This is a genomic window from Agrobacterium sp. 22-214-1 (assembly GCF_053522465.1).
On record NZ_JBNWCK010000004.1, the window covers coordinates 78,309 to 102,430 of the forward strand.

The following is a 24,122-nucleotide window of genomic DNA, read 5'->3' on the forward strand; positions in this document are numbered from 1 at the left end:
CCGTTATAGCCGGAGCAAGAAACTGGAATTTCTGGAGCAGGACATGGCAGCACCCATCCGTTACCACGAAGGCGATATTTCCGCCGAAGATGCCGCGCGTTACACCGGCGCCATCGCAATCGATACGGAAACGCTGGGACTGGTGCCGCGCCGCGACCGCCTCTGTGTCGTTCAGCTTTCGCCGGGCGACGGCACGGCGGACGTCATTCGCATTGCCGCCGGCCAGAGGCAAGCGCCGAACCTCGTACGGATGCTTGCCGACCCTGCCCGCCAGAAGATTTTTCACTATGGCCGTTTCGATATCGCCGTTCTGTTCCACACCTTCGGCGTGACGACCACACCGGTCTTCTGCACCAAGATCGCCTCGCGACTGACCCGAACCTATACGGACCGGCACGGGCTGAAGGATAACCTCAAGGAAATGCTGGAAGTCGATATTTCCAAGGCCCAGCAATCTTCCGACTGGGCGGCCGAGACCCTGTCGCCGGCCCAGCTCGAATATGCCGCCTCCGACGTGCTGCACCTGCACGCGCTGCGCGACAAGTTGACAGGGCGTCTCGTGCGTGACGGCCGCCTCGACCATGCCGACGCCTGTTTCGCCTTTCTGCCGACCCGCGCGAAGCTCGACCTCCTCGGCTGGGAAGAAACCGATATTTTCGCCCATAGCTGAGCGAGCCCGCATCCGGTTTAAGCACTGATTTACCAGAATTGCCTATTCTCGGCCGCAACTTTGGGCGGCCGGGGACTTTGAGGGATGATTACTCCGCTACAGCAGACAGCGGGCATTGCAGTCAGCGACCTCATGCGCTCGATGGTCCAAACCATCGAGGAACGCCAGCGCGAAGAGCAGGAAAAGGCCAACGGCACCAAAAAGGACGATGCGGTCAAGACAAACCCGCAGCCGGACGAAAGCCAGCGCGCCGCCAATGAGAAGATAAGCGCCTATCTCTTCGGCGTCATGAAGCCGGATGCCGATGCCTTCGCCTCGCTTGTCTCCCGTTTTTCCTCCGCGCTGGGCATCACACAGGAAAAGGACGAATCGAGCTTTTCCTTCGCACGAAGACTTCAGGATGCGCTGACCCTGACCGACAGCTTCGAAAAAACCGATGCTCAGGGGAAAGCCACAAAGATTTCCCTGAAATCCTTCGGCGTTTCGGAGGCTGAGGTCGTGGACGTGCTGAACAATGGCGTCAACACCAAGACCGATCCCATGGCCGCCCTTGCCGCCCGCATCGCGAAGGGTGCAGGCCTCACAGGCACGGAAGAGGATTTCGGCGAGCAGATGTCGAAAGCCATCATGGCGGCGCGCGCGACCCTGCCGAAAAACGTCGACGATCTGGAAGAATCGACCGGCCTCAAACAACTCGGCGTCTCCGCCCGTCAGATGATCTCCGCCATCGCCAACCCCTATGGCGATGAGGCGCGCGCGGTGAAGGAGGCCTTGGACGAACAGGCGCAGGGCACCCGCTTCATGACGCGTGAAACCCTGAAGGTCATCCAGCGTCTCGAAGATGTCGCCGATCCCAAAACCAGGGAAGAGTTGCAGGCCGAACACGGCAAGGATCGTATCGGCGAAATCAACGATGCCGAGGTGAAGGCGGAGCGGGAACAGGATATTCAGGCGCGCGATGCGCAGGGCAAGCTTGAAGACGCGCAGGAGCTTCAGGACGTCGTGAAGGAGCATATCGATGCTTCCGGCGACGAAAAAACGGAAAGCGTCGACCCGCAGGCGCCGGCCGACACATCGTCGGAAACGGCCCTGATCGCCGTGCTTGCGGCTGCGCCTGCTGAGCAAGCCGCCCCGGCGGAAAACGAAAATGAGCCTGCGAAGACAGACGCAGGTACCGATCCGGCCGATGCGGAAGACGACGGCGAAAAACTGCTCGATGCGCAGGCGCTTGTCGAAGACACCCGCAACGCCATTTTGCCGATCTCGATCGACGACAATGGCCTTTATGAACTGCTGAAGAAAAAGGCGGCATGATTGCCGCTTCCGATCGTCACTTGAGCGAAACATGATGTGAGTTCAGACATGACCGATATTTCCAGCCTATCCGGCAGCGCCGTTTACGACACAGAACCCAATGCCGCGCAGGCGCTGCTATCCATGGCCGCCCCGTCGCTCGTTCCGGATGATGCGGCCTTCACCGCGCCCGCTGAGGAAGACAGCCTCATCGAACCGGTGAACATTCAACCGGATCGAAATCTTCCCAAGGCAAGCTGGCTCGATGCCATGCCGCCGGAAGCTTTTGAGACGGCGCCCAGCGATCCCGACCATATTTCCTCGGTCAATTCCGACGATAACGGTCTTTACCGCATGTTCATCGGCGTTTCGCCCTGACCGGACGCGCAATTCGTTGGTTAGCCAAATCTTAATATCTGCAAGCCAAGATTGAGCTTGATGATTCTGTATGCGCTGCAACCGGCATTGCGGCCAGAGGCGTATACGGCGCTCCCGCATGAGCGGGCGAGATGACACCTGTCCATCACCGGCGCGGCGATTTTTCAACATTCAAGCCAGATGCGGATCACAGAGCCAATGGGGATTGGCCCTTTCGCAGCCAGCGGCGGTCACCGATAGAAACGGAGCGCAGCATGTTACCGCCTGTACCGAAAATTGCGGCAACCGATGCCGCCTATGGAACCACGGTTTCACTGACACCGCGCGAGCAGGTGAAACAGACTGCACCGCCGCAACCGAACACTCCCGCCCCTGAAAACAGCAGCCTTTTTGCCCGCGCGGCAATCGCCTCCCTTGCCAGCGAATTTCAGCTCTCGCGCAGCACCGCCGTTCTGGCGGAAGCGCTCGGCAAGCTGATGAACCTGCCCCGACGGGATGGCGAAGCCATAGAGACCTATGTGACGCGGCTGACGGAGGCGCTCCGCACCCTGCCCGCGCCACAACGCCTGGCACTGGAACAGCAGGTCGGCAAGGCCCTGCAGGGCCTGACCCTTTCGATGCTCGCCGAAATCCTGAAACAGCCGACCGGGCCGGATGCTGCCCGCCTCGCGCTGCTGATCGAGCTTTCCCGTTACAAGGGAACGGATCTTGCGGCAAAGGCGGTGGTTTCCTCCTATCAGCAGAACAATTCCTCCAATCCCGCCGCCGCGCAATCGGCCCAGCCGAAACAGCAGAACGCGCAGAGCCAGAATGCGGAGGCTCGCCCGTCTCCGGCCGCGACAGCGCAGGCGGCAAATTCCGCCACCGTCAGCCGGCTCCTGCCAATGCTCATCGGGCCGCTCGCCCTCAGTGGCGCAGCGATGAAAGCCACGGTGGCGGCGCTAACGGCGCAACTGGACCCCCGGCCCACGCTTTCCACCCCGCCTGCCGACACACATGATACGCCGACCGTTGCCGCAAAGCCGGATGGAAGAGCCGAAAACGCGGTACGTCCGCTTCCGCCACAAGCCGGCAGCGTGATGAAGGAAGTGTCGGCCGAGGCCCGCCCGGCAAATCCGCCCCGCGCCGAAACCGGCGAAGCCCGCCCTGCCCTTGCGCATCGGGAGACGATGAAGCCGGAGCAGAAAGAAATCCGCACGGGCCTTACCCCGCCATCCGGTTTGTTCGCAGACGACGCCGAGACCGTGAACAGCCTGCTGCTTGCCGCCACCGCCGGCAAACTTCCGCTCAAGCCGACCGGCACGCAAGAGCCTCCGCCCGCACAGCAGGGTGTTGCACAGCAACCGTCCGACGATCAGCCCGCCGAAAAACCGGCCCTCGCAACAGCCGCCGCCCGCCCCTCGGGTGAGGAAACGGAAACTGCGACCCAACGCCCCGAAACCCAGCCGCTGCCGCGGGGCATGCTGGACCCGGAAGCGAGGATGGCGATGCTGGAGCAATCGGCTTCGCAATCGTTGATCGCCGCGGCTCTGGTAAAAGACGGCACACCGCTGCCTCTCGTCGCCTATCCGCCGGCGGATGAGGACTATGAATCGGAAACGCCGCCGCGCGGAGGCGGTCCGTTTTCCGAGGATGAGGCAAACGACGAGGCCGAAGCCGGCGCTGATAATTCCGACGGTCAGGACGAAAAAGAAGAGCGCATCGCCGCCAATGACGGGATCGACACGCAGGAAAGCCCGACAGCGGTGGCTTCCGACGACAGCGCGGAAAATTATTATCTGAAGATGAGCGGCATGCTCTGAATTCGGCGTGGTCAGATTGGAATGTAAGTCGCGCCAATCACGCCGACGTCATCCTCGGGCCTGTCCCGAGGATCTGCGACCGATTGATTTTATTCGACGTGATTAGATCCTCGGCACAGGGCCGAGGATGACGTCGAGAGAAGCCTTACCCTTCGCGCTCAAGCGGGCAAGGCCCGGTGAACCCAACAAAAAAACCCGCCGGAAATTCCGGCGGGTTCTTCATTTCAAAGATCGGAGCGATTATTCGCCGCGGTTCTTCAGAGCCGCGCCGAGGATGTCGCCGAGCGAAGCGCCCGAGTCGGACGAACCGAACTGTGCGACGGCTTCCTTCTCTTCAGCGATTTCCAGAGCCTTGATCGAAAGCATGACCTTGCGGTCCTTCTTCGAGAAGTTGACGACGCGGGCGTCGACAACCTGGCCAACAGAGAAGCGCTCGGGGCGCTGCTCGTCGCGGTCACGGGAAAGATCAGCGCGACGGATGAACGAGGTGAGGTCTTCGTGGTTGACGAGCTTCACTTCGATGCCGCCATCGTTGACGCCGATGACTTCAGCGGAAACGACTGCGTTCTTGCGCAGGTCGCCGGAAGAAGCGGCTTCGCCGACAGCATCCTTGCCGAGCTGCTTGATGCCGAGCGAGATGCGTTCCTTCTCGACGTCAACGTCGAGAACGACAGCCTTGACGACGTCACCCTTGTTGTACTCTTCGATGACCTGCTCGCCCGGACGGTTCCAGTCGAGATCCGACAGGTGAACCATGCCGTCGACATCGCCTTCGAGGCCGATGAACAGACCGAATTCGGTCTTGTTCTTGACTTCGCCTTCAACTTCAGTGCCGGCCGGATGGCTGTAGGCAAATGCCTGCCACGGGTTTTCCAGCGTCTGCTTGAGGCCGAGCGAGATACGGCGCTTGGACGGATCGACTTCGAGAACGACAACGTCGACTTCCTGGCTCGTGGACAGGATCTTGCCGGGATGGACGTTCTTCTTGGTCCAGGACATTTCGGAAATGTGGATCAGGCCTTCGATGCCCGGCTCCAGCTCGACGAATGCACCGTAGTCGGTGATGTTCGTGACCGTACCGGAGATCTTCTTGCCAACCGGGTACTTGGCGGAGATGCCATCCCACGGATCGGACTCGAGCTGCTTCATGCCGAGCGAGATGCGGTGGGTTTCCTGGTTGATGCGGATGATCTGAACCTTGACCTGCTGGCCAATGTTGAGGATTTCCGAAGGATGGTTGACGCGGCGCCATGCCATGTCGGTAACGTGCAGCAGGCCGTCGATGCCGCCGAGGTCAACGAACGCACCGTAATCGGTGATGTTCTTGACGACACCGTCAACAACCTGGCCTTCTTCGAGGTTCTGAACGATTTCAGAACGCTGCTCGGCACGCGACTCTTCGAGAACCGTGCGGCGCGAAACAACGATGTTGCCGCGACGCTTGTCCATCTTGAGGATTTCGAAGGGCTGCGGGTTGTGCATCAGCGGGGTAACGTCGCGGATCGGACGGATGTCGACCTGCGAACGCGGCAGGAAGGCGACAGCGCCGTCCAGATCGACGGTGAAACCACCCTTGACCTGGTTGAAGATAACGCCTTCGACGCGCTCGCCGGCTTCGAACTTGGCTTCGAGCTTGACCCAGCTTTCTTCGCGGCGAGCCTTCTCGCGCGACAGAACGGCTTCGCCGAGTGCGTTTTCGATGCGCTCGACGTAAACTTCGACTTCGTCGCCGACCTTCAGCGTGCCGTCCTTGGACTTCGCGCCGAATTCCTTCAACGGTACGCGGCCTTCAACCTTGAGGCCGACGTCGACGATGGCAACGTCCTTCTCGATTGCCGTTACGATACCCTTGGCAACATAGCCTTCGGCAAGATCGTTGGAGGCAAAGGATTCTTCGAGAAGCGCTGCGAAATCTTCGCGCGTGGGGGTAGATACTGACATGAAATCTCCTGATTGCATCCGCGCAATGGCGAATACAAAAGCGCCGGTGGGCTAGTGTTGTTGATACCCGACCCCATGCCCGCCTTTTTAAAAGGCTTTCCGGCGCAAGGACATGTCTTCGGGCAATTCCGGACTAAACGCGGACGGCAGGAAGCCGTTCCGCGAGAAACCTATCTCTTCAGGGCGGCCTCGATGATCTTCCGCGCGGCCTGAAACGCCGCCTCTATACTCATTTCCGACGTATCTAGCAAGTGCGCGTCTTCAGCCGGCTTCAACGGGCTGTCGGCGCGGCCCATGTCGCGCTCGTCGCGTTTTTTCACTTCAGCGAAAATGGCATCATAATCGCCGCTGCCGCCATTGGCCAGAATTTCATCGTAACGGCGTCGCGCCCGCACGTCCGCAGAGGCCGTGACATAAAGCTTCACCGGCGCCTCAGGGCATACCACCGTGCCGATGTCACGGCCGTCGAGCACCGTGCCCGGCTCCTTTGCGGCAAAACGCTGCTGCGCCTTCACGAGCGCGCGCCTCACCGGCGTCATCACCGCGATTTTGGATGCGGCCTCGCCGATATCGTGCCGGGAAAGAACGGCGCGATCGAGCCCCGCAAGATCGACTTCCAGCGCGATCTTTTCCGCCACGGCCTCATCATCGAGCGGCAGGCCGGCATCCAGAAGCGCCTTGGCGGTCGCCCTGTAGGTCAGCCCGGTATCGAGATGGTGGAAACCATAGGTCTCGGCAATCCTGCGCGACAGGGTTCCTTTGCCCGCCGCAGCCGGCCCGTCTATGGCGATCGTGAAGGTCATGAAGCTTTCCGCCTGTGCATTCGTCATTCATATAATAGAGTGCGCAACGCCTTCCTATTTATATCAGCATCCCCGCATAGGGGTTGCGCCGAGGCAGGCGGCACCCGAAGTTTGTCTTTGACACGAAAGAGCGCAACGATTAAGGGGACCGGCTATAAATTTTACCGTCTATGCCGGTTTTACGGCGTACACACCGAAACTCATTCGACAATTTGAGGCTTAGACAGTGGCAAAAGCGGAACTTGGTACCAAGCGCACAGACCCCGATACCGGCAAGAAGTTCTACGATCTGAACCGCGATCCGGTCGTTTCTCCCTACACCGGCAAGTCCTGGCCGCTCTCCTTCTTCGAGGAAAGCACCGCCCAGGCCAAGATGGAACAGGCTGAAGAAGAGGAAGTGGCGGAAGTCGATACCGAAAACACGGAAGTCGAACTCGTCTCGCTGGAAGATGCCGATGGCGACAACAACGGCGACGATATCCCCGATCTCGGCGACGACGATGACGTCGAAATCGATGACGACGACGACACCTTCCTCGAAACCGACGACGAAGATGACGACGACGACATGTCCGGCATCATCGGCGTATCGGGCGACGACGAAGAAGCTTGATTTTACTTGATAATTCGGCCCGACGACAAAAAAATGACGCCGGGCCGTTTTTTATGCTTGCACTCGTCGGAAAGCCGCAGTAGTAAGCCGCCACCGAACGGAACAACAACCGCTTCGGTTCCCGGAACCGGAAGAAATGCCGGAACCCTTATGGGGCTATAGCTCAGCTGGGAGAGCGCTTGCATGGCATGCAAGAGGTCAGCGGTTCGATCCCGCTTAGCTCCACCAAACCTTCCCAGACAAAAAATATTTTCCCTTCGGCAAGTCGCTCTCGCGCATCTCGCAAGCCGTTCGGCCCGATCACCTATTGCAGCAGCGCCCGCACATCCTGCCCGTTGATCCGGCACTCCACGGAACCGCCGGCACCACCTTCCTCCACCGTCCGACATTCCAGATATCTGCCGCGCAGCCGGTTCTCCAGCGCCTTGAAGGCGTTGAGGCCGCAGGCGTAACGGCGGCCGTCGGGGCCGGTGCAGACGCGGTTGCGCTCGACATCCTCCACGCCGGCGAGGCGGAATTCCTTGCCCTTGAAAGTGAAGCGGCTGCTGGAGATGACGCGCAGGCGCTGGTCCGCATGCATTTTCAGCGGATAAAGATCGGGAGGCGTCGGAATGCGCTCGTAATTTTGTCTACGCGGATCGACCCGCACCGGCGAGGTCGTCCACAGCAGTTCCGTATTGGCCGCAAGGCCTGCTGGCGCCGGGGTTGCCTCGCCATTGACGAGCGAGGCGATGCGGATGCCGGCTATGCCGAGGCCAATGGCCAGGACGATCTGAAACAGCAAAATTGCGATCTGCCGGACCATGTCACCGCAACATCAAAACAATGAACGAATTAAAATCGATCGGCCGCCGCCTCGCGAAGAGGTCCGCCGCTTATCACATCAATAAAATCTTGCCCGCACTGACATCCCGCACCGTGCCCATGGCCATGATCGGAAGCTGGTCGCTGTCCAGGATCACCCGTCCGGTTGTCCGCAACCAGCGGAAGCCGCCAGATTTGAGCTGAATGCGATATTCCTGATCATAGAACACGCCATTTGTCAGCGAATTGTAGACCGCCTTGGCGACGCGTGCGCGCGAGCCGCTTTCTATCTGCGCGATGAAATCTTCGACCGGAATGCCGCAAGCGGCTTTTTCCGGGGAGAATTCGCGCAGGCGGGCCGCCACGGCATCGAGGTAAATCAGGTTTTGCCCGATGTTCCAGGTATAATAACCCACAAGTGTCTCTTCGAGAGATATGTTCTCCAACATCGGCCTTCTACAGTCTGAAATGCTCGTGCGGGTCTGTAACATATCAGATGACGGACGACTAACCACAAGAATTCATCCTTTTGTCGGATAGCGTCCCGTTTTCAGTGAGACTATTTATCGACAGCCCTTTTCTGCCGCCATGTTGGCGAAGCAACCTTCCTGTGCCAAAGAAGATTGATCTTGCGCCAACGACCAGAGGAGCCGCCGTGACCATCGGGCTTGCCCATGCCGAACTCATCGCCGTCGTCACCGCCATCACCACGGATGAGCCGCGGGTCATGACCGTTCGGGAAGGTGCAGCGCTTCCGTCGGGACCATTCGAATTCGGGCACAGAACCCTCCAGAGCGGCTTGCGGGAATGGATTCACGAACAGACCCATCACCCCGTCGGTTATCTCGAACAGCTCTATACTTTCGCCGACCGCGACCGCAACAACGACATTTTAGGCGGCAGAACCATCTCCATCGGTTATCTCGGACTGGTTCGCGAACAGGAAGCCTCCGGCGGCAAACGCCCGCTCTGGCACGGCTGGTACGAATATTTCCCCTGGGAGGATCACCGTCAGGGACGCCCGGAAGTTCTGGACAGCATCATCGACAGGCTGCGCGCCTGGGCGGATTCCGATCCCGCCTGCAAAAGCCAGCGCCATTTGCGGGCCGATTTCACCTTCGGCCTCGATGGCGGCGGCTGGAACGAGGAATTGACCCTGCAGCGTTACGAGTTGCTGTATGAAGCCGGGCTGGTCGAAGAGGCGCAGGGCGAACCGCGGATCAATTTCGGCAGGCCAATGTTTGCCGATCACCGCCGCATCCTTGCCACCGGCATCGCGCGTCTGCGGGCCAAGATCAAATATCGCCCCGTGGTGTTCGAACTGATGGCCGACGCCTTCACGCTCCTGCAGCTACAGCGCGCCATCGAGGCGCTGGCCGGGCTGACGCTGCACAAGCAGAATTTCCGCCGGCTGATCGAACAGCAGCAACTGGTGGAAGAGACCGGCGAGATGGCGACCGAAACCGGCGGCCGCCCGGCAAAGCTCTTCCGCTTCCGCCAGACCGTTCTCGATGAACGCGCCCTTTCCGGAACGAAACTGCCACTCTCCCGCAATTGACATATGCTCACAATGAGAATATGTCTTTGCCCTAGATATACTCAAAAAGAGTATAAATGGGAGAGCACCGTGAACGAGCAGATTTCCGCCGCAAGCCTTTACGACCGCGTTGCCCGCGTCATTCCCAAGGCCGAATGGATGGGCTTTCAGGACGATGTGGAGGCGATCCTCGAGCTGAAGCGCAAGCGCAATGCCGTCATCCTCGCCCATAATTACCAGACACCGGAAATCTTCCACGGCGTCGCCGATATCGTTGGCGACAGCCTCGCCCTTGCCCGCAAGGCGATGGAGGTGGAAGCGGATGTCATCGTTCTGGCCGGCGTGCATTTCATGGCCGAGACGGCAAAGCTGCTCAATCCGGAGAAAACCGTGCTCATTCCGGATATGGCCGCCGGTTGTTCGCTGGCCGATTCCATCACGCCCGAGGACATCGCGCTTCTGCGCAAGGCCTATCCCGGCGTTCCGGTCGTGACCTACGTGAACACCTCCGCCGCGGTGAAGGCGGCATCTGATATCTGCTGCACCTCCGGCAATGCCCGTCAGGTGGTGGAATCGCTCGGCGTACCGCGCGTGCTGATGTTGCCGGATGAATATCTGGCAAAAAACGTAGCGCGGGAAACCTATGTCGAGCTGATCGCCTGGCGCGGCCATTGCGAGGTGCACGAGCTTTTCACCGCCGATGATATTCGCGAATTGCGCGAAAGCCATCCGGGCGTCACCGTGCTGGCGCATCCGGAATGTCCGCCCGATGTCGTCGAGGCTGCGGATTTTTCCGGCTCCACCGCCGTCATGTCGGATTATGTCGGCCGCGAGCGCCCCGCCCGCGTGGTGCTTTTGACGGAATGCTCGATGAGCGACAATGTCGCCGTGCATCACCCGGATGTCGAATTCATCCGCCCCTGCAATCTCTGCCCGCATATGAAGCGCATCACGCTTGGCAATATCCGCACGGCGCTGGAGGAAAACCGCCACGAAGTGACGGTCGACCCGGCCATCGCTGTCGCTGCCCGCCGCGCCGTGGAAAGGATGCTGGAAGTATGAGCGAACGCCTCCCGTCGCATACGGGCTGGACGGTCATTGTCGGCAGCGGCATTGCGGGCCTGATGGCGGCGCTGACGCTTGCGCCGCAGCCCGTGCTGCTTCTCACACGCGGCGTTCTCGGCGGCGAGACTTCCAGCGCCTGGGCGCAGGGCGGCATAGCCGCCAGCCTCGGGCCGGACGATAGCGCCGCGCTGCATCTTGCCGATACGCTCGCCGCAGGCGACGGCCTCTGCGATGTAGATATGGCCGCAGAGATCGTTTCCGCCGCTCCCGCCGTCATCGAGGCGCTGGAGCGGGCCGGGGTGCGCTTCGACCGGGATACCGAAGGCAGGCTCGTCTTCGGGCTGGAGGCCGCCCATGGCAGAAGGCGCATCCTGCATGCCGAAGGCGACGGCTCGGGCGCGGCCATCGTCAGGGCTCTCGCCGCCGCCGTTCTTCGCACGCCGTCCATAACAGTTCTGGAAGGCACGGAGGTTCGCCGCCTGCTGACGGAAAATGGCGTCATCGCCGGCCTCGCCTGCATCGGGCCAAAAGGCTGCTTCACTTTGCCGGCAAGCCAGGTCGTTCTCGCCACCGGCGGCCTCGGCGGGCTTTATGAGGCGACGACCAATCCCTCCGGCAATTTCGGGCAGGGCATCATGCTCGCCGCCCGCGCCGGCGCCATCCTCGCCGATATGGAATTCGTGCAATTCCATCCGACGGCGCTTTCCTCGCCCCGACGGCCGCTGGCGCTGGTGAGCGAAGCGGTGCGGGGCGAAGGCGCGCTGCTTCTCAACGAAAATGGCGAACGTTTCATGGCGGGAGTTCCGGGTGCGGAACTCGCCTCGCGCGATATTGTCGCCCGCGCCATCGACCGCGAAATACTGCGTGGTGGCAAGGTCTTTCTCGATGCCCGCAAGGCGCTCGGCTCCGGCTTTTCCGCCCGCTTCCCCTCGATCGACCTGCTCTGCCGCGAAGCCGGGATAGACCCCGCCTGTGAGCTCGTGCCGGTGCGCCCGGCGGTGCATTACCATATGGGCGGCGTCGCCACCGATGGTAAAGGCCGAAGCTCGGTGCCGGGCCTGTGGGTTGCCGGCGAAACCGCCTGCACGGGTCTGCATGGCGCGAACCGGCTTGCCAGCAATTCCCTGCTGGAAGCGGCGGCCATGGGCATGCGCGCGGCGCAAGACATTGCCGGCAGGCCGGCATATGCGGGAAAACAGGCAGCGGATATCGCAACACTCCCCGTGCCCGATTTCCCGGCAGCCGACCTCTCCCCCGTCCGGCCCATCGTTTCCCGCCATCTCGGCATCGTAAGACATGCGGAAGGGCTGACGGGCGCGATCCGCGATCTTCTGCCACTGGCTGAGCGGAACGGCCCGGCATCCGATCCTGCCCTTGTCGGGCTGGCCATCGCCGTCTTTGCGGCGCTGCGCACGGAATCGCGCGGCGCGCATTTCCGCGACGATTTCCCTGAAAAACATGCGACGGCGACGAGGCGCAGGCTGAACCTCAGCGACGTCCTCACCATCGCCCATGAATTCTCCTCTTCCAGCCATTCTTCGGCCAGCCTTGCGCGGAGCGCCTGACATGACCCTTTCACCCCTGCCACGCCTCATCATCGAACCGCTCGTGCGCAACGCTCTTCTGGAAGACCTCGGACTGGCGGGCGACATCACGTCCGCCGCCGTCATTCCCGCCGATCATCGCTCGGTCGTCGTCATGGCCGCGCGCGAACCGGGCGTTATTGCCGGTCTCGACGCGGCGGAACTGGCTTTCCAGCTCGTGGATCCGGCCATCGTGATGAAACGGCATGTGCAGGATGGGGCCGCCGTGACGCCCGGCGATATCATCGCGACGATCGAAGGCCCCTCGCGCGGCCTTCTGACGGCGGAGCGCACGGCGCTGAATTTCCTCGGTCACCTGTCGGGCATCGCTTCCGTCACCGCAAAAATCGTTGCCGCCATTGCCGGCACCAAGGCCTCGGTCGCCTGCACCCGCAAGACGACGCCGGGGCTGAGAGCGCTGGAAAAATATGCGGTGCGCGCCGGCGGTGGCATGAACCACCGATTTGCGCTTTATGACGCCGTTCTCATCAAGGACAACCATATTGCCGTGGCCGGCGGCGTGCGCGACGCCATCCGCCGCGCCCGGCAGGGCGTGGGGCATCTCGTCAAGATCGAGGTGGAGGTCGATACGCTTGCCCAGTTGCGCGAGGTCATGGATGAGGGCGTCGATGCGGTCCTTCTCGACAATATGACACCCGAACAGCTGCGCGAGGCGGTGGGGATCGTCGCCGGTCGCGCCATTACCGAAGCGTCGGGCCGCATCAATCCGCAGACGGCCGCAGCCATCGCCGCGACCGGCATCGATCTCATCTCCGTCGGCTGGCTGACCCACAGCGCGCCGGTTCTCGATATCGGCCTCGACTTTCAAGGCCAGAGCTAAAGAATATGCGGCGCATGGTTCGCCGCACGGAACCAATCGCCCATATCGCCGTTATTGCTCTGCCTGAGGTCTATTCAAGGCGGGGGGATCAGTGCGCGCAAAAGCCTGTCCATATGCCTGCGGACCTCTCTCACAAAGGAAAGGCTTGTTATGGAAGACGCACAAGTTGGCTGGATTGCAGCAATCATCATCGGCGGCGTGGCCGGTTGGCTCGCCGAACAGTTCATGAAAAGCAATATGGGTCTTTTCATGAACATTATCCTCGGCATTGTCGGCGCCATCGTCGCCAATTTCCTTCTGGGGCTCGTGGGCATTTCGCTCGGAGGCTGGATTGGCTATCTCATCGCCGGTTTCATCGGCGCCTGCATTCTCATCGCCGTCGGGCGGGCATTTCGCCGCTAAGGAGAGGACACCATGAGCTTTTTCGACAAGATCAAGAACGCTATTTTCGGCAAGGCCGAAGCCGCGCCGCAGACTTCCGCTCCGGCCGACACGCCGGCAGCCACGGCAAGCCCGGCCGCACCGGCCGCACCCGCTCCGACAGCCGCGGCTCCGGCCCCCACCGGCAATGTTGACGTCGCTTCGATCCTGGATGCGGCGGTCAAGCAGAACGGCCAGAAACTCGACTGGAAACATTCGATCGTCGACCTTCTGAAAGCGCTCAATCTCGAGAGCAGCCTCAGCGCCCGAAAGGAACTGGCCGGTGAACTCGGTTATACCGGCGACACTTCGGATTCGGCGACCATGAACATCTGGCTGCACAAGGCCGTCATCAAGAAACTGTCCGAAAACGGCGGCAAGGTTCCAGCCGACCTTCTGGATTGAACCGATAAACGGGAGCGCCGCGATGGACGACTATTCCAGCCTTCGAGAGCAGATCGGCCAGGACCTCGACACCCTGCACAGGACCGAGAATCCGAAGTCGATCTTCGAGATCGCCGACGACTATCTTCTGGGAAATCCAAATCTCAAGAGGGCCATCGTCGAAGACATCATCAAGGAAGAAGCGGACAAGCGCGGCATCGCGATCCACTGACGCCGCGCATCGCGCGCACGGCTGTGTACCCAAAGGGCGGCATCCCAACCGGATGCCGCCCTTTTATATTTGGTGGAGTTGCATCATCCGCACTCCGTCACCCCCGACCAGATCCGGCATGACGGAGGAGAGGCTTCCGCCAAAGCCCTATTTATCCAGCTTCGCTTCGGCCTTTTTCGCGTTTTCTTCCATCAACTCATACCACATGGCGTTCATGACGGCGAAGATGGCGGCGAGAGGCAGGCCGAGCAGCCAGGCGAAATACCACATGTTCGATCTCCTTCTTTCTCAATCAATAAGCATGACCGCTGTCGTCGCGGATCGCCTTTTCATCCACCTTGCCCCACAGCACACGATAGACCCATGACGTATAGGCAACGATGATCGGGATGAAGATGAGGGCGACGACCAGCATGATGAACAGCGTCATATGGCTGGACGACGCATCCCAGACTGTCAGGCTCGATTTCGGATCGACCGAAGACGGCAGAATAAAGGGAAACATCGTCAGCCCCACCGTTGCGATGATGCCGAAAATGGCGAGCGAGCTGGAAAGCAGCGCCAGCACTTCCCTGCGGGCCCGGAGCAAAACGAAAGCGACGAGCGGGAAGACAAGACCGAGCGCCGGCGCCAGCATCATCCAGGGATGCGCCGCATAATTGGCAAACCAGACACCGCCCGCAACCTCGACTGTCTTCGACAGCGGATTGGACGGACCGTCCGTTACGACCTCCGAGGTGAAGCGATAGCCATCGATACCGAGCCACAGAAAGACGCCGCCGAGCGCAAAAAGAACGGTGGTGGCGAGCGCCGCGGCGCTGCCGAAACCGCGAGCGCGGGCCGCGACCGGACCATCCGTTTTCAGCACCAGCCATGCCGCGCCGTGCATGATGAGCATGGCGACGGAAACGAGGCCGCAGAGGATGGCGTAGGGGTTCAGAAGCTCGAACAGCGTCGTGCCGTCATAGAAAATCCTGAGGTCGTCATTGAGGTGGAAGGGAACGCCCTGCAGCACATTGCCGATGGCCACGCCGAAGATCAGCGCGGGAACGAAGCCGCCAATGAAAAGCGCCCAATCCCAGCCGGTGCGCCAGGCGGCGCTTTCACGCTTGGAGCGATATTTGAAACCGACCGGCCGCAGGATCAGCGCAAACAGGGTGGCGAACATCGCCAGGTAAAACCCTGAAAACGACACCGCATAAAGCGGCGGCCAGGCGGCAAAAATCGCGCCGCCGCCAAGGATGAGCCAGACCTGATTGCCCTCCCAGACCGGGCCGATCGAATTGATGACGACACGCCGCTCGATATCCGTTTTCGCCACGAAGGGCAGAAGCGCGCCGGTGCCGAGATCGAAACCGCCGGTCACGGCAAAACCGATCAGCACCACGCCAAGCAGCAGCCACCAGATGACGCGGAGAATTTCGTAGTCGATGAGTTGGTGCAATATCATGATCGTTTACTCCGCAGCGACGAGTTTTTCAGGAACGAGCGGCGCTTCCGGCTCATGGTCCGGCTCGGGGCCCTTGCGGATCGCCTTCAGCATCAGCCCCATTTCGACGATGAACAGCACCGTGTAGATGGCGATGAAACACAGGAGCGTGATGAGGACGGTGGAGGCGCTGAGGCTGGAGACGGCCGCGGCCGTGGGCAGCACGCCCTCGATGATCCACGGCTGGCGGCCGAACTCGGCCACCACCCAGCCCATTTCCGCCGCGATCCACGGCAGGGGAATGGCGAAGACCGCCACTTTCAGCAGCAACGGATAATGATCCAGCCGGCGGCGGGCCGAAAGATAAAAGAATGTCGCCGTCAGCAGGATGAAGAAGATGCCAAGGCCGACCATGATGCGGAACGACCAGAACAGGGTCGGCACATGCGGAATGGTATCCGCCGCCGCCTTGGCGATCTGCTCTTCATTCGCCTGGCGCGGATCGTCGACATATCGTTTCAGCAGCAGGGCATAACCGAGCTCATGGCCGAGTTCGGCAAAGGTGCCGCGCACCTCTTCCGGCAACTCCGCGCCCTTGCCGGTAGCGCGGATCTGCATCAACGCGTCATAGGCCTTGATGCCGTCGCGGATGCGGGTCTTGGCCTGCTCCACCAGATCGTTGATGCCCGGAATTTGCGTGTCGAGCGAGCGGGTGCCGATAAGGCCCATCACCCACGGGATTTTCACGGCGAAATGCGTTTCGCGCGCTTCCTGATCGGGAAAACCGATGGCCGTGAAGGGTGCCGGGGCCGGCTCGGTTTCCCACATGGCCTCGATGGAGGCGAGTTTCATCTTCTGGTGTTCTGTGGAGAGATAGCCGCTTTCATCACCCAGCACGACGACCGACAGCGCGGACGCCAGACCGAAGGAGGCGGCAACAGTCATCGAACGCTTCGCGAGATCGACATGGCGGCCTTTCAGCACATACCAGGCCGAAACGCCGAGCACGAAGATGGAGGCCGTAACATAACCCGCAGACACCGTGTGAACGAACTTCGCCTGCGCCACCGGGTTGAACAGGACCTCGAAGAAGTCAGTTACTTCCATGCGCATGGTCTGGGGATTGAAAGCGGAGCCCGTGGGGTTCTGCATCCAGCCATTGGCGATCAATATCCATAGCGCCGAAAAATTCGAACCGAGCGCCACGCACCATGTCGCGACGAGATGGCCGAGTTTCGTCAGCTTGTCCCAGCCGAAGAAGAACAGCCCGACGAAGGTGGCTTCCAGGAAGAAGGCCATCATGCCCTCGATGGCCAGCGGCGCACCGAAAATATCGCCGACATAGTGGCTGTAGTAGCTCCAGTTCATGCCGAACTGGAATTCCATGACGATGCCGGTGGAAACGCCGAGCACGAAGTTGATGCCGAACAAGGTGCCCCAGAATTTCGTCATCTGCCGCCAGACCGTGCGGCCGGTCATGACATAGACCGTTTCCATGATGGCGATCACCACCGATAGTCCGATCGTCAGGGGAACGAACAGAAAGTGATATAAAGCCGTCACTGCAAATTGCAGGCGCGACAGCGCCACTATGTCGAGTTCCATAGTCCTATCCACCTTTTCCGGAAGGCCGGCCTTCCATTTCAAAGACGACGCCGGCTCTCAAAAAATCTCAGTCCGGGCGCAGTGTCTCCAGCACTACGCCGTATTCCGGGGTGCCGCTTTGACATTCATCAAATTGACGCCCCTCTTTGAGCACGATGATGCGATCGGCAAATTCCGCCTCGCGGCGATTATGGGTGATCATCACGACAGTCTTTTTCTCTGCCCTCGCAAACAGCCGGGTGAGCACGTCGCGGGCGGTCTCGCCATCCAGCCCTTCCGTCACCTCATCAAGAAGCCAGAGCGGCCGGTCGGCGAGCAGGAAACGGGCGAGCGCCAGCCGGCGCGACTGGCCGCCGGAAAGCCCCTGGCCCGCCTCGCCAAGCCTTGTCTCCAGCCCGGCGGCCAGGGTTTTGACGTGTTCGGCAAGGCCTGCCGCCTCGAGCGCGTCCCATAATTCGGCCCCGGTTGCGGTGGGTTTCGCCAGCCGCAGATTGTCGGCGATGCTGTCGCGGAAAAGCTGGCTTCGCTGCGTCATCAGTGTGGACGGCAGGGCGCTGGCCGTGCCCGCAGCCGGCCACAATTCACCCGCCAGAAGCTGGATGAGGCTTGTCTTGCCCGCACCGCTCTGGCCGATGATGGCAACCCGTTCCCCGGAGGCGATTGCAAGGTTGATATCCGTCAGGATCGGATTGTCGTTCCCGTCCCGCTCCAGACGCACATTTTTGAGCTCTGCCGCCATGCCGTCGACCGGCGAGACGGGACAGCGGCCTTCAGACGTTGCCGAAAGACGCGGCGCGATGCGCCTTGCGGAAAACAGCGTGCGCCCAAGTTCCATCGCTCCACGACGAAGCGCCGTAAAAGGCTCCAGCGCGGCAAAACAGACGAGCAGCCCGAGTGCTGCGGCCGGCGCGCTCACCGCCCCGTGTTCCGCGAGCCAGGCCATGCCGAGAAGGGCAGCGCTCAAAAGAACGGCCGCTGAAACCCCGAAGGAAAAGCCGGCACTGGTCTCGATGCGGTTCAGGGTATCATCGCAGGCAGAGAGGTAATCATTCGCCCGCTTTACCGCCGCGACCTGCGCGGAAAGGCGGCCGGTGGTCAAGAGCTCCGTCTGCCCGCTCACGAGATCGGCCGTGCGAGCCCGAAGGGCTTCCAGCCCGATTGCCCGGCGGCGCGAGAATGTTTCTGCCTGCAAGGCGGCGCGCACCGAAATTCCAAGCCCCGCCGCGATGAGGAAAACCGCCGCCAGAATGCCCGCCAGAGGATGAAGAAAAGCAAGCCCGAGGCCCGTCGCGATTGCGGCAAGGACCGCCACGACAGCGGGAACCAGCACGCGCAGATAAAGCGAATCCAGCGCATCGATATCCGCCGTCAGCCGGTTCAGCAGGCGCGCAGGTCTCGCCTCCAGGGATTTCGCGGCCTGCGGCGCGGCAAAGCCGCGAAACAGCTTTTCCCGAAGTGCTGCAAGCACGGAAAGCGTGGCGTCATGGGTCGTCATGCGTTCGCCGTAACGGGCGGCGGTGCGCGCCATCGCCAGAAGACGAATGGCGGCCGAAGGTGCAAAAACATCGAAGGCATAGGCCGTTGCCGGCAAAAGACCGGCAATCGCCGTTGCGGTGATGAACCAGCCGGAAACGCCGAGAAGGCCGATGCCCGCCAGCACCGTCGTCACCGCCAGAGCCGCGCCCGCCATCAACATGCCGCGCCGCGCCGACCAGAACAGGCCGATAATGGGTCTCAATATCGCAAAACGCGCGATCATGGCTGCCCCCTCGAATGGATCGCCGTCATATCCACGATCCTGTCCATGCGCGCCGCAAGCACCGGATCATGGGTCGCGACGATCAAAGTCCTGCCATTTGCCAGTTGCAGCAGGTTTTCCGTGACGAGAGCAGCCGTTTCCCGGTCGAGATGGGCTGTCGGCTCATCGGCCAGAACAAGCTGCGTTGCGGGGTCTGCGAAAGCACGCGCAATGGCAAGCCGCACCGCCTCCCCGCCCGAGATTCCATATCCGCCATCGCCGATCTGCAGATGCCGGCGCGCCTGCGACAAGCCATCGAGCCCGGTGCGGCACAGCGTCTCTTCCACCATGCCATTGCTGACAACCGAACGGCCGAAACGAATATTCGCCTTCAGCGAACCGGCAAAAAAGAACGGCTTCTGGCTGACCCAGCCGATCGTCCTGCGCAGCCCATCCGCCGTCGCATTATCGAGCTTGATGCCGCCGATCCTGATCGAGCCCTCTCCAGCCTCGGCCAGCCCGGCAATCAAGGAGAGTACAGTGGATTTGCCACAACCGGAAGGCCCGAGAATCGCAACTCTCTCACCTGGCTGAACTGTCAGGTTGAAATTTTGGATGACAGGTGGAGCGCTCGGATAAGCGAAGGAGAGATTGTCGATCTCCAGCAGGCCGGGCGTCGGGGATGGAACAGACGCCCCATCCGCGCCCTTGCCCGCGATGGCCGCACCGCCGGCCGTCAATTTACCGAGCGCATCAAGCGCCGCTTCGCCGGCCGCGCGGTCGTGCCAGACGGCGGAGAGTTCCCGCAGCGGCTCGAAAAAGGCGGGCGCCAGCAGCAAGATGAAGAGGCCTTCGGCGAGGGTCAGCTTGTGGCCCCAGGCCCCGAAATCGAGAAAACCGAGCAGATGAAAACCGATATAGACGGCGGTCATGGCAACGCCGAGCGCTGCGAAAAGCTCCAGCACCGCCGAGGAGAGAAAGGCGATCCTGAGCACCGCCATCGTCCGCTTCTTGAGGTTTTGCGCATCGGCGCTGAGGCGTTCCGCCGTCAGATCGACGGCTTTCAGCGTGCGGATCGTTTCCAGCCCGCGCAGACGATCGAGCAGGAAGGCATTCATATTGCCCGTCTCGGCAAGCTGCTTTTCGCTGGCGGCCTTGGCCTGCCAGCCGATGAGCGCCATGAAAAGCGGGATGGTTGGCATGGCGAGCAGCAGCACCAGCGCCGCAATCCAGGTAAAGGGCAGGATCGCCAGCACGAAAACCAGCGGCACGATGGTCGCCTTCATCCGCGCCGGCTGGAAACGGGAAAGATAAGGCACCAGCGCTTCCGCAGCCTCGGCCACGACGCCTGCCGCCTCACCGGAGGCGGTGCGCGACAGATCGAGCGGGGAAACCTTCGCCACAGCCTGCAACGCCTCCAGCCGCCGCTGCGACAGCGCCGCACGAGCGGCACGAAACGACAGCCGCGCCGCGATCTTTTCCAGCCATGCCTTGATGAGACCGAGGATGAGAACCGCGGCCGCAGCCGGCACGATCGCCATCATCGGCGCGCCATCGGCAATTATTCCGACTGAAAAGGCAAGCAAACCTGCCTGCGGCAACCAGAGCAAAGCCGCCAGGACATGCAACAGAGCCACGGATCTCCCAACCGCCGGCGCGCCTGTCATTTTCGCCCGCTCGGCCGCTCTGTCGCGAGAGGTTTTGCGATTGGCCTTGCTGAAGAAGCGCCGCCGCGTCGCGTCGGGCGAGACTCCAACCGGAGCGGGACAGACTGACCCGTCACCATCGGCCCCCTTACGGATTTCCACGGACATGCTCACGGCCGATCTCCTCACCCGTCCTTCTTCGCGCCACGGGGTCTGGCGAGGGAGACGATCTTGTCCTTGGCCTCCAGAAGCTTCGTGACCTTCGAACCGAGCGCCAGAAGCGAAGCCAGCCTTTCCGTCTCCAGCCGCTTCACATCGTCATACCAGCCGGTAAGCTGCTCGATCAGCGTCTTCATCTCGTCGATGCGCTTTTGCGCATGCCGCTCATCTTCGTTTTCCGGCGTCTCCATCAGAATTTCGCGCAGCACGCTGAGCGTGGGATCGATCTCGCGTTTCTTGCGCTCTTCGGCAAGGGTGCGGAGAATTTGCCAGACATCGTCAGGCGTCGTGAAAAAATCGCGCCGGTCGCCGGGAAAATGCTTGAGAATTGCAAGGTTCCACGCCTGCAACTCCTTCAGGCTCATCGACACGTTGGAACGGGAAATGCCGAGCGCCTCCACAATCTCGTCCGCACACAATGGCTGCGGCGAAATATAAAGCAAAGCATAGACTTGGCCGACAGTGCGGTTGATGCCCCAGCGGCTGCCCATCTCACCGAAATGCAGCACGAAGGACTGAACGAGCGGGGACAGGCTGGTTGGCATTTTTACGTTTCCTGAATTTTCAGTAATTTCTGAAATTTCGATAACGCAAAAAACGACGGGCGGCAAATCACCTTTTTGACCTGCGTCAAAATGTGCAAATGGGCAGAGACGACGTCGGTAAAGACGGCCGTGGGCGCAGCCCGGAACCAAATATGCGGTGGTCATGTTGGGGCTTTATGACGGGCTGGGCGTTTGCTGGGCCTGTCACTCTTCGTCCGTCATTCCGGCCCTGAGCCGGAATCCAGCCGACGCGCGTCTGCGCGGCGAGAGGAATCATTTCAGCCCAAGGACTTGGGCTGGCTGGATACCGGCTCAGGGCCGGTATGACGGCAATCAAGCGTGGACTCGATGGAATTACCGCCTTGCGTCCATACCTTCATACTCATCGATGATATCGATAACATCGCCATCGCATGGAGGCGGGCGGAAAACCGCCCATAAAAATCGGCGGCGGGATGACCCGCCGCCGATCAAAACGTCGGCACATTCGCGCGTAAAAACGTTGCTTACGAAAAAGCGATCTGCACCTTCATCGCACGGCTGCGGTCCGAGGCGAATTCGAAGGCCGAGATGGCGTCGGCGAGATCGACGGTCTGGGTGATGAACGGCTTGACGTCGATCAGGCCCTTGCGCATCAATTCGACCCCGGTGGCGAATTCCTCGTGGAAGCGGAAAGAGCCCCGCAGATCCAGTTCCTTGGCGGTGATCGCCATCATCGGCAGGCTCATATCGCCGCCAAGGCCGAGCTGGACGATGATGCCGCGCGGACGAAGCGCCGCAATGCCGCCGGCAAGCGCCACGGCGGCGCCCGAGCATTCATAGAGAACATCGAAGGTTCCCTTGTTGGCACCATAGGCGGCAAGTGCGTCGGGCTCATCCTTGCTGTTGATGACACGATCCGCACCGGCCTCTCGCGCTTTGGCAAGCGTGAAATCGGAAAGATCGGTCGCGACGATCTCAGCTGCGCCGGCCCGACGCGCCGCCAGAATGGACAGGATGCCGATGGGGCCGCAACCCGTGACGAGCACGCGTTTTCCGAGCAAATCCCCGGCGCGGCGCGTGGCATGCAGCGTCACCGCCAGCGGTTCCGCCATGGCCGCCTCGCCGGCGCTGAGGCCATCGGCCGGCACGCATTGCAGGGCGTCGGCCACGAGAACCTCACGGAAAGCGCCCTGAATATGCGGGAAAGGCATGGCGCTGCCATAAAAGCGCATGTTGAGGCACTGGTTGTGCAGACCTTCCTGGCAAAAGCGGCAGGTTCGGCATGGGCGGGACGGCGAAACCGCAACCAGACCGCCGATCTTCAGCCCTTCCACGCCTTCGCCCAGTTCTTCGATGACGGCGGAGACCTCATGGCCAAGCACCATGGGTTCACAAAGCCGCACCGCACCGAAACCGCCATGATTGTAATAATGCAGATCGCTGCCGCAAATTCCACCCCGGACCAGACGAAGCCGCACTTCTCCCGGCCCCGGCGCTTCCTCGGGCCGCTCCTCGATGCGCACATCCTTCGCCCCATGGGCAACAATCGCTCTCATAAATATCTCCCTTTCGACATCGCGCCTGAGCGGCGCGACAAAATAATCCGCATCCCTGTCACCGCCGCCTGCCGCGCATTTGCACGTCCTGCAGCCTCCCCGCCCGCCCGATCCGTACCGAAACCGGGCGTTTAAGCCTTGACATCCACGTCTGAAAGGGATGAATGTTATCGATAACATAAACCTGTATGAATGCAATGTCGAGAGACTGGAGGAAACAGTGGGCCTTAAATTGTTCGATCTTTCCGGCCGCCGCGCCCTGATCACGGGTTCGTCCCAGGGCATCGGCTTCGCGCTGGCGCAAGGGCTGGCGGAAGCGGGAGCGGAAGTGGTGCTGAACGGGCGCGACGAGGCGAAGCTGAAAGCCGCCGCCGCCGGCATCAAGGGTGCGAAAACGCTTGCCTTCGACGCCACCGATCATGAAGCGGTGCGCAAGGCCATCGACGGCTTCGAGGCGGAAGTCGGCCCCATCGATATTCTGGTCAACAATGCCGGCATGCAGCACCGCACGCCGCTCGAGGATTTTCCGGCGGATGCCTTCGAGCGCCTGCTGCAGACCAACATCGCTTCGGTGTTCCACGCCGGACAGGCGGCCGCGCGCCATATGATCAGCCGCGGCCGTGGCAAGATCATCAACATCGCCAGCGTTCAGACCGCCCTTGCCCGCCCCGGCATCGCGCCCTACACCGCCACCAAGGGCGCCGTCGGCAACCTGACGAAAGGCATGGCGACGGACTGGGCCAAATACGGCCTGCAATGCAACGCCATCGCGCCCGGCTATTTCGACACGCCGCTCAACGCGGCCCTGGTGGCGGACGAAACCTTCTCGGCATGGCTTGAAAAGCGCACGCCCGCCGGTCGCTGGGGCAAGGTCGAAGAGCTTGTCGGCGCCTGCATCTTCCTGTCGTCCGATGCCTCGTCCTTCGTGAACGGACATATTCTCTACGTCGACGGCGGCATCACCGCTTCGCTTTAAAAACACCGAAACCGGATGGCCGGCTGCGGCCGCCATCCGGTTTTGAACCGACGACACCAC

Annotated in this window: 24 protein-coding genes and 1 tRNA gene; 14 read left to right on the forward strand and 11 right to left on the reverse strand. The window is 61.3% G+C overall.

Annotated elements, in window-relative coordinates; all coding sequences use genetic code 11:
* Positions 1 to 43 precede the first annotated feature (43 nt).
* From ACQZ5G_RS16480 to ACQZ5G_RS16495, 4 genes are all read left to right on the forward strand, one after another.
* A complete protein-coding gene (locus tag ACQZ5G_RS16480) occupies positions 44 to 670 on the forward strand; it encodes a ribonuclease D (RefSeq protein WP_035263279.1) in 627 nt (208 codons plus the stop codon).
* Between the two features lie 84 nt (positions 671 to 754).
* Positions 755 to 1,984, forward strand: coding sequence for a hypothetical protein (locus ACQZ5G_RS16485; protein ID WP_448738309.1), 1,230 nt, complete (start codon positions 755 to 757; stop codon positions 1,982 to 1,984).
* A gap of 48 nt (positions 1,985 to 2,032) precedes the next feature.
* Positions 2,033 to 2,341: a hypothetical protein gene (locus ACQZ5G_RS16490; RefSeq protein ID WP_448733856.1), complete on the forward strand. Its 309-nt coding sequence runs from the start codon at positions 2,033 to 2,035 to the stop codon at positions 2,339 to 2,341.
* 254 nt (positions 2,342 to 2,595) lie between these two features.
* The gene (locus ACQZ5G_RS16495; RefSeq protein WP_448738310.1) at positions 2,596 to 4,143 is read left to right on the forward strand and encodes a hypothetical protein; all 1,548 of its coding nucleotides are present in this window, start codon (positions 2,596 to 2,598) and stop codon (positions 4,141 to 4,143) included.
* 240 nt (positions 4,144 to 4,383) lie between these two features.
* Here ACQZ5G_RS16495 and rpsA read toward each other — a convergent pair whose 3' ends face one another.
* Together rpsA and cmk are read right to left on the reverse strand one after the other, a co-directional pair.
* A complete protein-coding gene (gene rpsA, locus ACQZ5G_RS16500; RefSeq protein ID WP_003522474.1) occupies positions 4,384 to 6,084 on the reverse strand; it encodes a 30S ribosomal protein S1 in 1,701 nt (566 codons plus the stop codon).
* A gap of 170 nt (positions 6,085 to 6,254) precedes the next feature.
* Positions 6,255 to 6,914, reverse strand: coding sequence for a (d)CMP kinase (gene cmk, locus ACQZ5G_RS16505; RefSeq protein ID WP_448738311.1), 660 nt, complete (start codon positions 6,912 to 6,914; stop codon positions 6,255 to 6,257).
* Between the two features lie 199 nt (positions 6,915 to 7,113).
* Between cmk and ACQZ5G_RS16510 the strand changes: the two genes are divergently transcribed.
* Together ACQZ5G_RS16510 and ACQZ5G_RS16515 are read left to right on the forward strand one after the other, a co-directional pair.
* Positions 7,114 to 7,500 (forward strand): TIGR02300 family protein, encoded by a 387-nt coding sequence (locus tag ACQZ5G_RS16510; protein WP_003522472.1) that lies wholly within the window; start codon positions 7,114 to 7,116, stop codon positions 7,498 to 7,500.
* A 152-nt stretch (positions 7,501 to 7,652) separates the two neighbouring features.
* Positions 7,653 to 7,728: transfer RNA gene (locus tag ACQZ5G_RS16515), tRNA-Ala, on the forward strand.
* A gap of 76 nt (positions 7,729 to 7,804) precedes the next feature.
* On the opposite strand, the gene ACQZ5G_RS16520 is transcribed toward ACQZ5G_RS16515, so the two are convergent.
* Both ACQZ5G_RS16520 and ACQZ5G_RS16525 read right to left on the reverse strand, forming a co-directional pair.
* Positions 7,805 to 8,305 carry a thermonuclease family protein gene (locus ACQZ5G_RS16520; RefSeq protein ID WP_448738312.1) on the reverse strand — a complete coding sequence of 167 codons (501 nt, stop codon included), beginning with the start codon at positions 8,303 to 8,305 and terminating at the stop codon, positions 7,805 to 7,807.
* A 73-nt stretch (positions 8,306 to 8,378) separates the two neighbouring features.
* On the reverse strand, positions 8,379 to 8,753 hold the full coding sequence (locus ACQZ5G_RS16525; protein ID WP_035239294.1) for a PAS domain-containing protein: 375 nt from the start codon (positions 8,751 to 8,753) through the stop codon (positions 8,379 to 8,381).
* Between the two features lie 206 nt (positions 8,754 to 8,959).
* Here ACQZ5G_RS16525 and ACQZ5G_RS16530 point away from each other — a divergent pair, with 206 nt between their 5' ends.
* The 7 genes from ACQZ5G_RS16530 (at position 8,960) to ACQZ5G_RS16560 (ending at position 14,366) form a co-directional block, all read left to right on the forward strand.
* On the forward strand, positions 8,960 to 9,862 hold the full coding sequence (locus ACQZ5G_RS16530; protein WP_137005294.1) for an NUDIX hydrolase: 903 nt from the start codon (positions 8,960 to 8,962) through the stop codon (positions 9,860 to 9,862).
* Between the two features lie 69 nt (positions 9,863 to 9,931).
* Complete coding sequence (nadA, locus tag ACQZ5G_RS16535) at positions 9,932 to 10,903, forward strand: quinolinate synthase NadA (protein WP_448738313.1); 972 nt, start codon at positions 9,932 to 9,934, stop codon at positions 10,901 to 10,903.
* The gene (locus tag ACQZ5G_RS16540) at positions 10,900 to 12,471 is read left to right on the forward strand and encodes an L-aspartate oxidase (RefSeq protein ID WP_448738314.1); all 1,572 of its coding nucleotides are present in this window, start codon (positions 10,900 to 10,902) and stop codon (positions 12,469 to 12,471) included. The genes nadA and ACQZ5G_RS16540 overlap by 4 nt, the downstream gene beginning before the upstream one ends.
* Before the next feature lies 1 nt (position 12,472).
* Complete coding sequence (gene nadC, locus ACQZ5G_RS16545; protein WP_448738315.1) at positions 12,473 to 13,330, forward strand: carboxylating nicotinate-nucleotide diphosphorylase; 858 nt, start codon at positions 12,473 to 12,475, stop codon at positions 13,328 to 13,330.
* Positions 13,331 to 13,480: 150 nt separating this feature from the next.
* Entirely contained in the window at positions 13,481 to 13,732 is a 252-nt protein-coding gene (locus ACQZ5G_RS16550) for a GlsB/YeaQ/YmgE family stress response membrane protein (RefSeq protein WP_003522465.1), read from the forward strand.
* Between the two features lie 12 nt (positions 13,733 to 13,744).
* Positions 13,745 to 14,155: a DUF3597 domain-containing protein gene (locus ACQZ5G_RS16555; RefSeq protein ID WP_448738316.1), complete on the forward strand. Its 411-nt coding sequence runs from the start codon at positions 13,745 to 13,747 to the stop codon at positions 14,153 to 14,155.
* A 22-nt stretch (positions 14,156 to 14,177) separates the two neighbouring features.
* Positions 14,178 to 14,366: a hypothetical protein gene (locus ACQZ5G_RS16560; protein WP_003522463.1), complete on the forward strand. Its 189-nt coding sequence runs from the start codon at positions 14,178 to 14,180 to the stop codon at positions 14,364 to 14,366.
* A 147-nt stretch (positions 14,367 to 14,513) separates the two neighbouring features.
* Here the strand turns inward: ACQZ5G_RS16560 and cydX are convergent, their stop codons facing one another.
* The 7 genes from cydX to ACQZ5G_RS16595 form a co-directional block, all read right to left on the reverse strand.
* Positions 14,514 to 14,636 carry a cytochrome bd-I oxidase subunit CydX gene (gene cydX / locus ACQZ5G_RS16565; RefSeq protein ID WP_003508602.1) on the reverse strand — a complete coding sequence of 41 codons (123 nt, stop codon included), beginning with the start codon at positions 14,634 to 14,636 and terminating at the stop codon, positions 14,514 to 14,516.
* Positions 14,637 to 14,658: 22 nt separating this feature from the next.
* Positions 14,659 to 15,816 carry a cytochrome d ubiquinol oxidase subunit II gene (gene cydB, locus ACQZ5G_RS16570; RefSeq protein ID WP_448738317.1) on the reverse strand — a complete coding sequence of 386 codons (1,158 nt, stop codon included), beginning with the start codon at positions 15,814 to 15,816 and terminating at the stop codon, positions 14,659 to 14,661.
* Positions 15,817 to 15,822: 6 nt separating this feature from the next.
* Positions 15,823 to 17,400 (reverse strand): cytochrome ubiquinol oxidase subunit I, encoded by a 1,578-nt coding sequence (locus ACQZ5G_RS16575; protein WP_448738318.1) that lies wholly within the window; start codon positions 17,398 to 17,400, stop codon positions 15,823 to 15,825.
* 67 nt (positions 17,401 to 17,467) lie between these two features.
* Positions 17,468 to 19,159, reverse strand: a complete 1,692-nt coding sequence (cydC, locus tag ACQZ5G_RS16580; RefSeq protein WP_448738319.1) for a thiol reductant ABC exporter subunit CydC — start codon at positions 19,157 to 19,159, stop codon at positions 17,468 to 17,470.
* The gene (gene cydD / locus ACQZ5G_RS16585) at positions 19,156 to 20,952 is read right to left on the reverse strand and encodes a thiol reductant ABC exporter subunit CydD (protein ID WP_448738453.1); all 1,797 of its coding nucleotides are present in this window, start codon (positions 20,950 to 20,952) and stop codon (positions 19,156 to 19,158) included. The genes cydC and cydD overlap by 4 nt, the downstream gene beginning before the upstream one ends.
* 17 nt (positions 20,953 to 20,969) lie before the next feature.
* Positions 20,970 to 21,548 carry a GbsR/MarR family transcriptional regulator gene (locus ACQZ5G_RS16590; RefSeq protein WP_003522458.1) on the reverse strand — a complete coding sequence of 193 codons (579 nt, stop codon included), beginning with the start codon at positions 21,546 to 21,548 and terminating at the stop codon, positions 20,970 to 20,972.
* A 506-nt stretch (positions 21,549 to 22,054) separates the two neighbouring features.
* Entirely contained in the window at positions 22,055 to 23,086 is a 1,032-nt protein-coding gene (locus ACQZ5G_RS16595; protein ID WP_448738320.1) for an L-idonate 5-dehydrogenase, read from the reverse strand.
* A gap of 220 nt (positions 23,087 to 23,306) precedes the next feature.
* On the opposite strand from ACQZ5G_RS16595, the gene ACQZ5G_RS16600 reads away from it, so the two are divergent.
* Positions 23,307 to 24,062 (forward strand): SDR family oxidoreductase, encoded by a 756-nt coding sequence (locus tag ACQZ5G_RS16600; RefSeq protein WP_003522158.1) that lies wholly within the window; start codon positions 23,307 to 23,309, stop codon positions 24,060 to 24,062.
* Positions 24,063 to 24,122: the final 60 nt, after the last annotated feature.

Excerpts from the sequence above, each read along its gene's own strand:
- ACQZ5G_RS16480 (WP_035263279.1), top strand. The coding sequence starts at position 44 with ATGGCAGCACCCATCCGTTACCACGAAGGCGATATTTCCGCCGAAGAT.
- ACQZ5G_RS16485 (WP_448738309.1), top strand. The coding sequence starts at position 755 with ATGATTACTCCGCTACAGCAGACAGCGGGCATTGCAGTCAGCGACCTC.
- ACQZ5G_RS16490 (WP_448733856.1), top strand. The coding sequence starts at position 2,033 with ATGACCGATATTTCCAGCCTATCCGGCAGCGCCGTTTACGACACAGAA.
- ACQZ5G_RS16495 (WP_448738310.1), top strand. The coding sequence starts at position 2,596 with ATGTTACCGCCTGTACCGAAAATTGCGGCAACCGATGCCGCCTATGGA.
- rpsA (WP_003522474.1), bottom strand. The coding sequence starts at position 6,084 with ATGTCAGTATCTACCCCCACGCGCGAAGATTTCGCAGCGCTTCTCGAA.
- cmk (WP_448738311.1), bottom strand. The coding sequence starts at position 6,914 with ATGACGAATGCACAGGCGGAAAGCTTCATGACCTTCACGATCGCCATA.
- ACQZ5G_RS16520 (WP_448738312.1), bottom strand. The coding sequence starts at position 8,305 with ATGGTCCGGCAGATCGCAATTTTGCTGTTTCAGATCGTCCTGGCCATT.
- ACQZ5G_RS16525 (WP_035239294.1), bottom strand. The coding sequence starts at position 8,753 with ATGTTGGAGAACATATCTCTCGAAGAGACACTTGTGGGTTATTATACC.
- ACQZ5G_RS16540 (WP_448738314.1), top strand. The coding sequence starts at position 10,900 with ATGAGCGAACGCCTCCCGTCGCATACGGGCTGGACGGTCATTGTCGGC.
- nadC (WP_448738315.1), top strand. The coding sequence starts at position 12,473 with ATGACCCTTTCACCCCTGCCACGCCTCATCATCGAACCGCTCGTGCGC.
- ACQZ5G_RS16550 (WP_003522465.1), top strand. The coding sequence starts at position 13,481 with ATGGAAGACGCACAAGTTGGCTGGATTGCAGCAATCATCATCGGCGGC.
- ACQZ5G_RS16555 (WP_448738316.1), top strand. The coding sequence starts at position 13,745 with ATGAGCTTTTTCGACAAGATCAAGAACGCTATTTTCGGCAAGGCCGAA.
- ACQZ5G_RS16560 (WP_003522463.1), top strand. The coding sequence starts at position 14,178 with ATGGACGACTATTCCAGCCTTCGAGAGCAGATCGGCCAGGACCTCGAC.
- cydX (WP_003508602.1), bottom strand. The coding sequence starts at position 14,636 with ATGTGGTATTTCGCCTGGCTGCTCGGCCTGCCTCTCGCCGCCATCTTC.
- cydB (WP_448738317.1), bottom strand. The coding sequence starts at position 15,816 with ATGATATTGCACCAACTCATCGACTACGAAATTCTCCGCGTCATCTGG.
- ACQZ5G_RS16575 (WP_448738318.1), bottom strand. The coding sequence starts at position 17,400 with ATGGAACTCGACATAGTGGCGCTGTCGCGCCTGCAATTTGCAGTGACG.
- cydC (WP_448738319.1), bottom strand. The coding sequence starts at position 19,159 with ATGATCGCGCGTTTTGCGATATTGAGACCCATTATCGGCCTGTTCTGG.
- cydD (WP_448738453.1), bottom strand. The coding sequence starts at position 20,952 with ATGTCCGTGGAAATCCGTAAGGGGGCCGATGGTGACGGGTCAGTCTGT.
- ACQZ5G_RS16590 (WP_003522458.1), bottom strand. The coding sequence starts at position 21,548 with ATGCCAACCAGCCTGTCCCCGCTCGTTCAGTCCTTCGTGCTGCATTTC.
- ACQZ5G_RS16595 (WP_448738320.1), bottom strand. The coding sequence starts at position 23,086 with ATGAGAGCGATTGTTGCCCATGGGGCGAAGGATGTGCGCATCGAGGAG.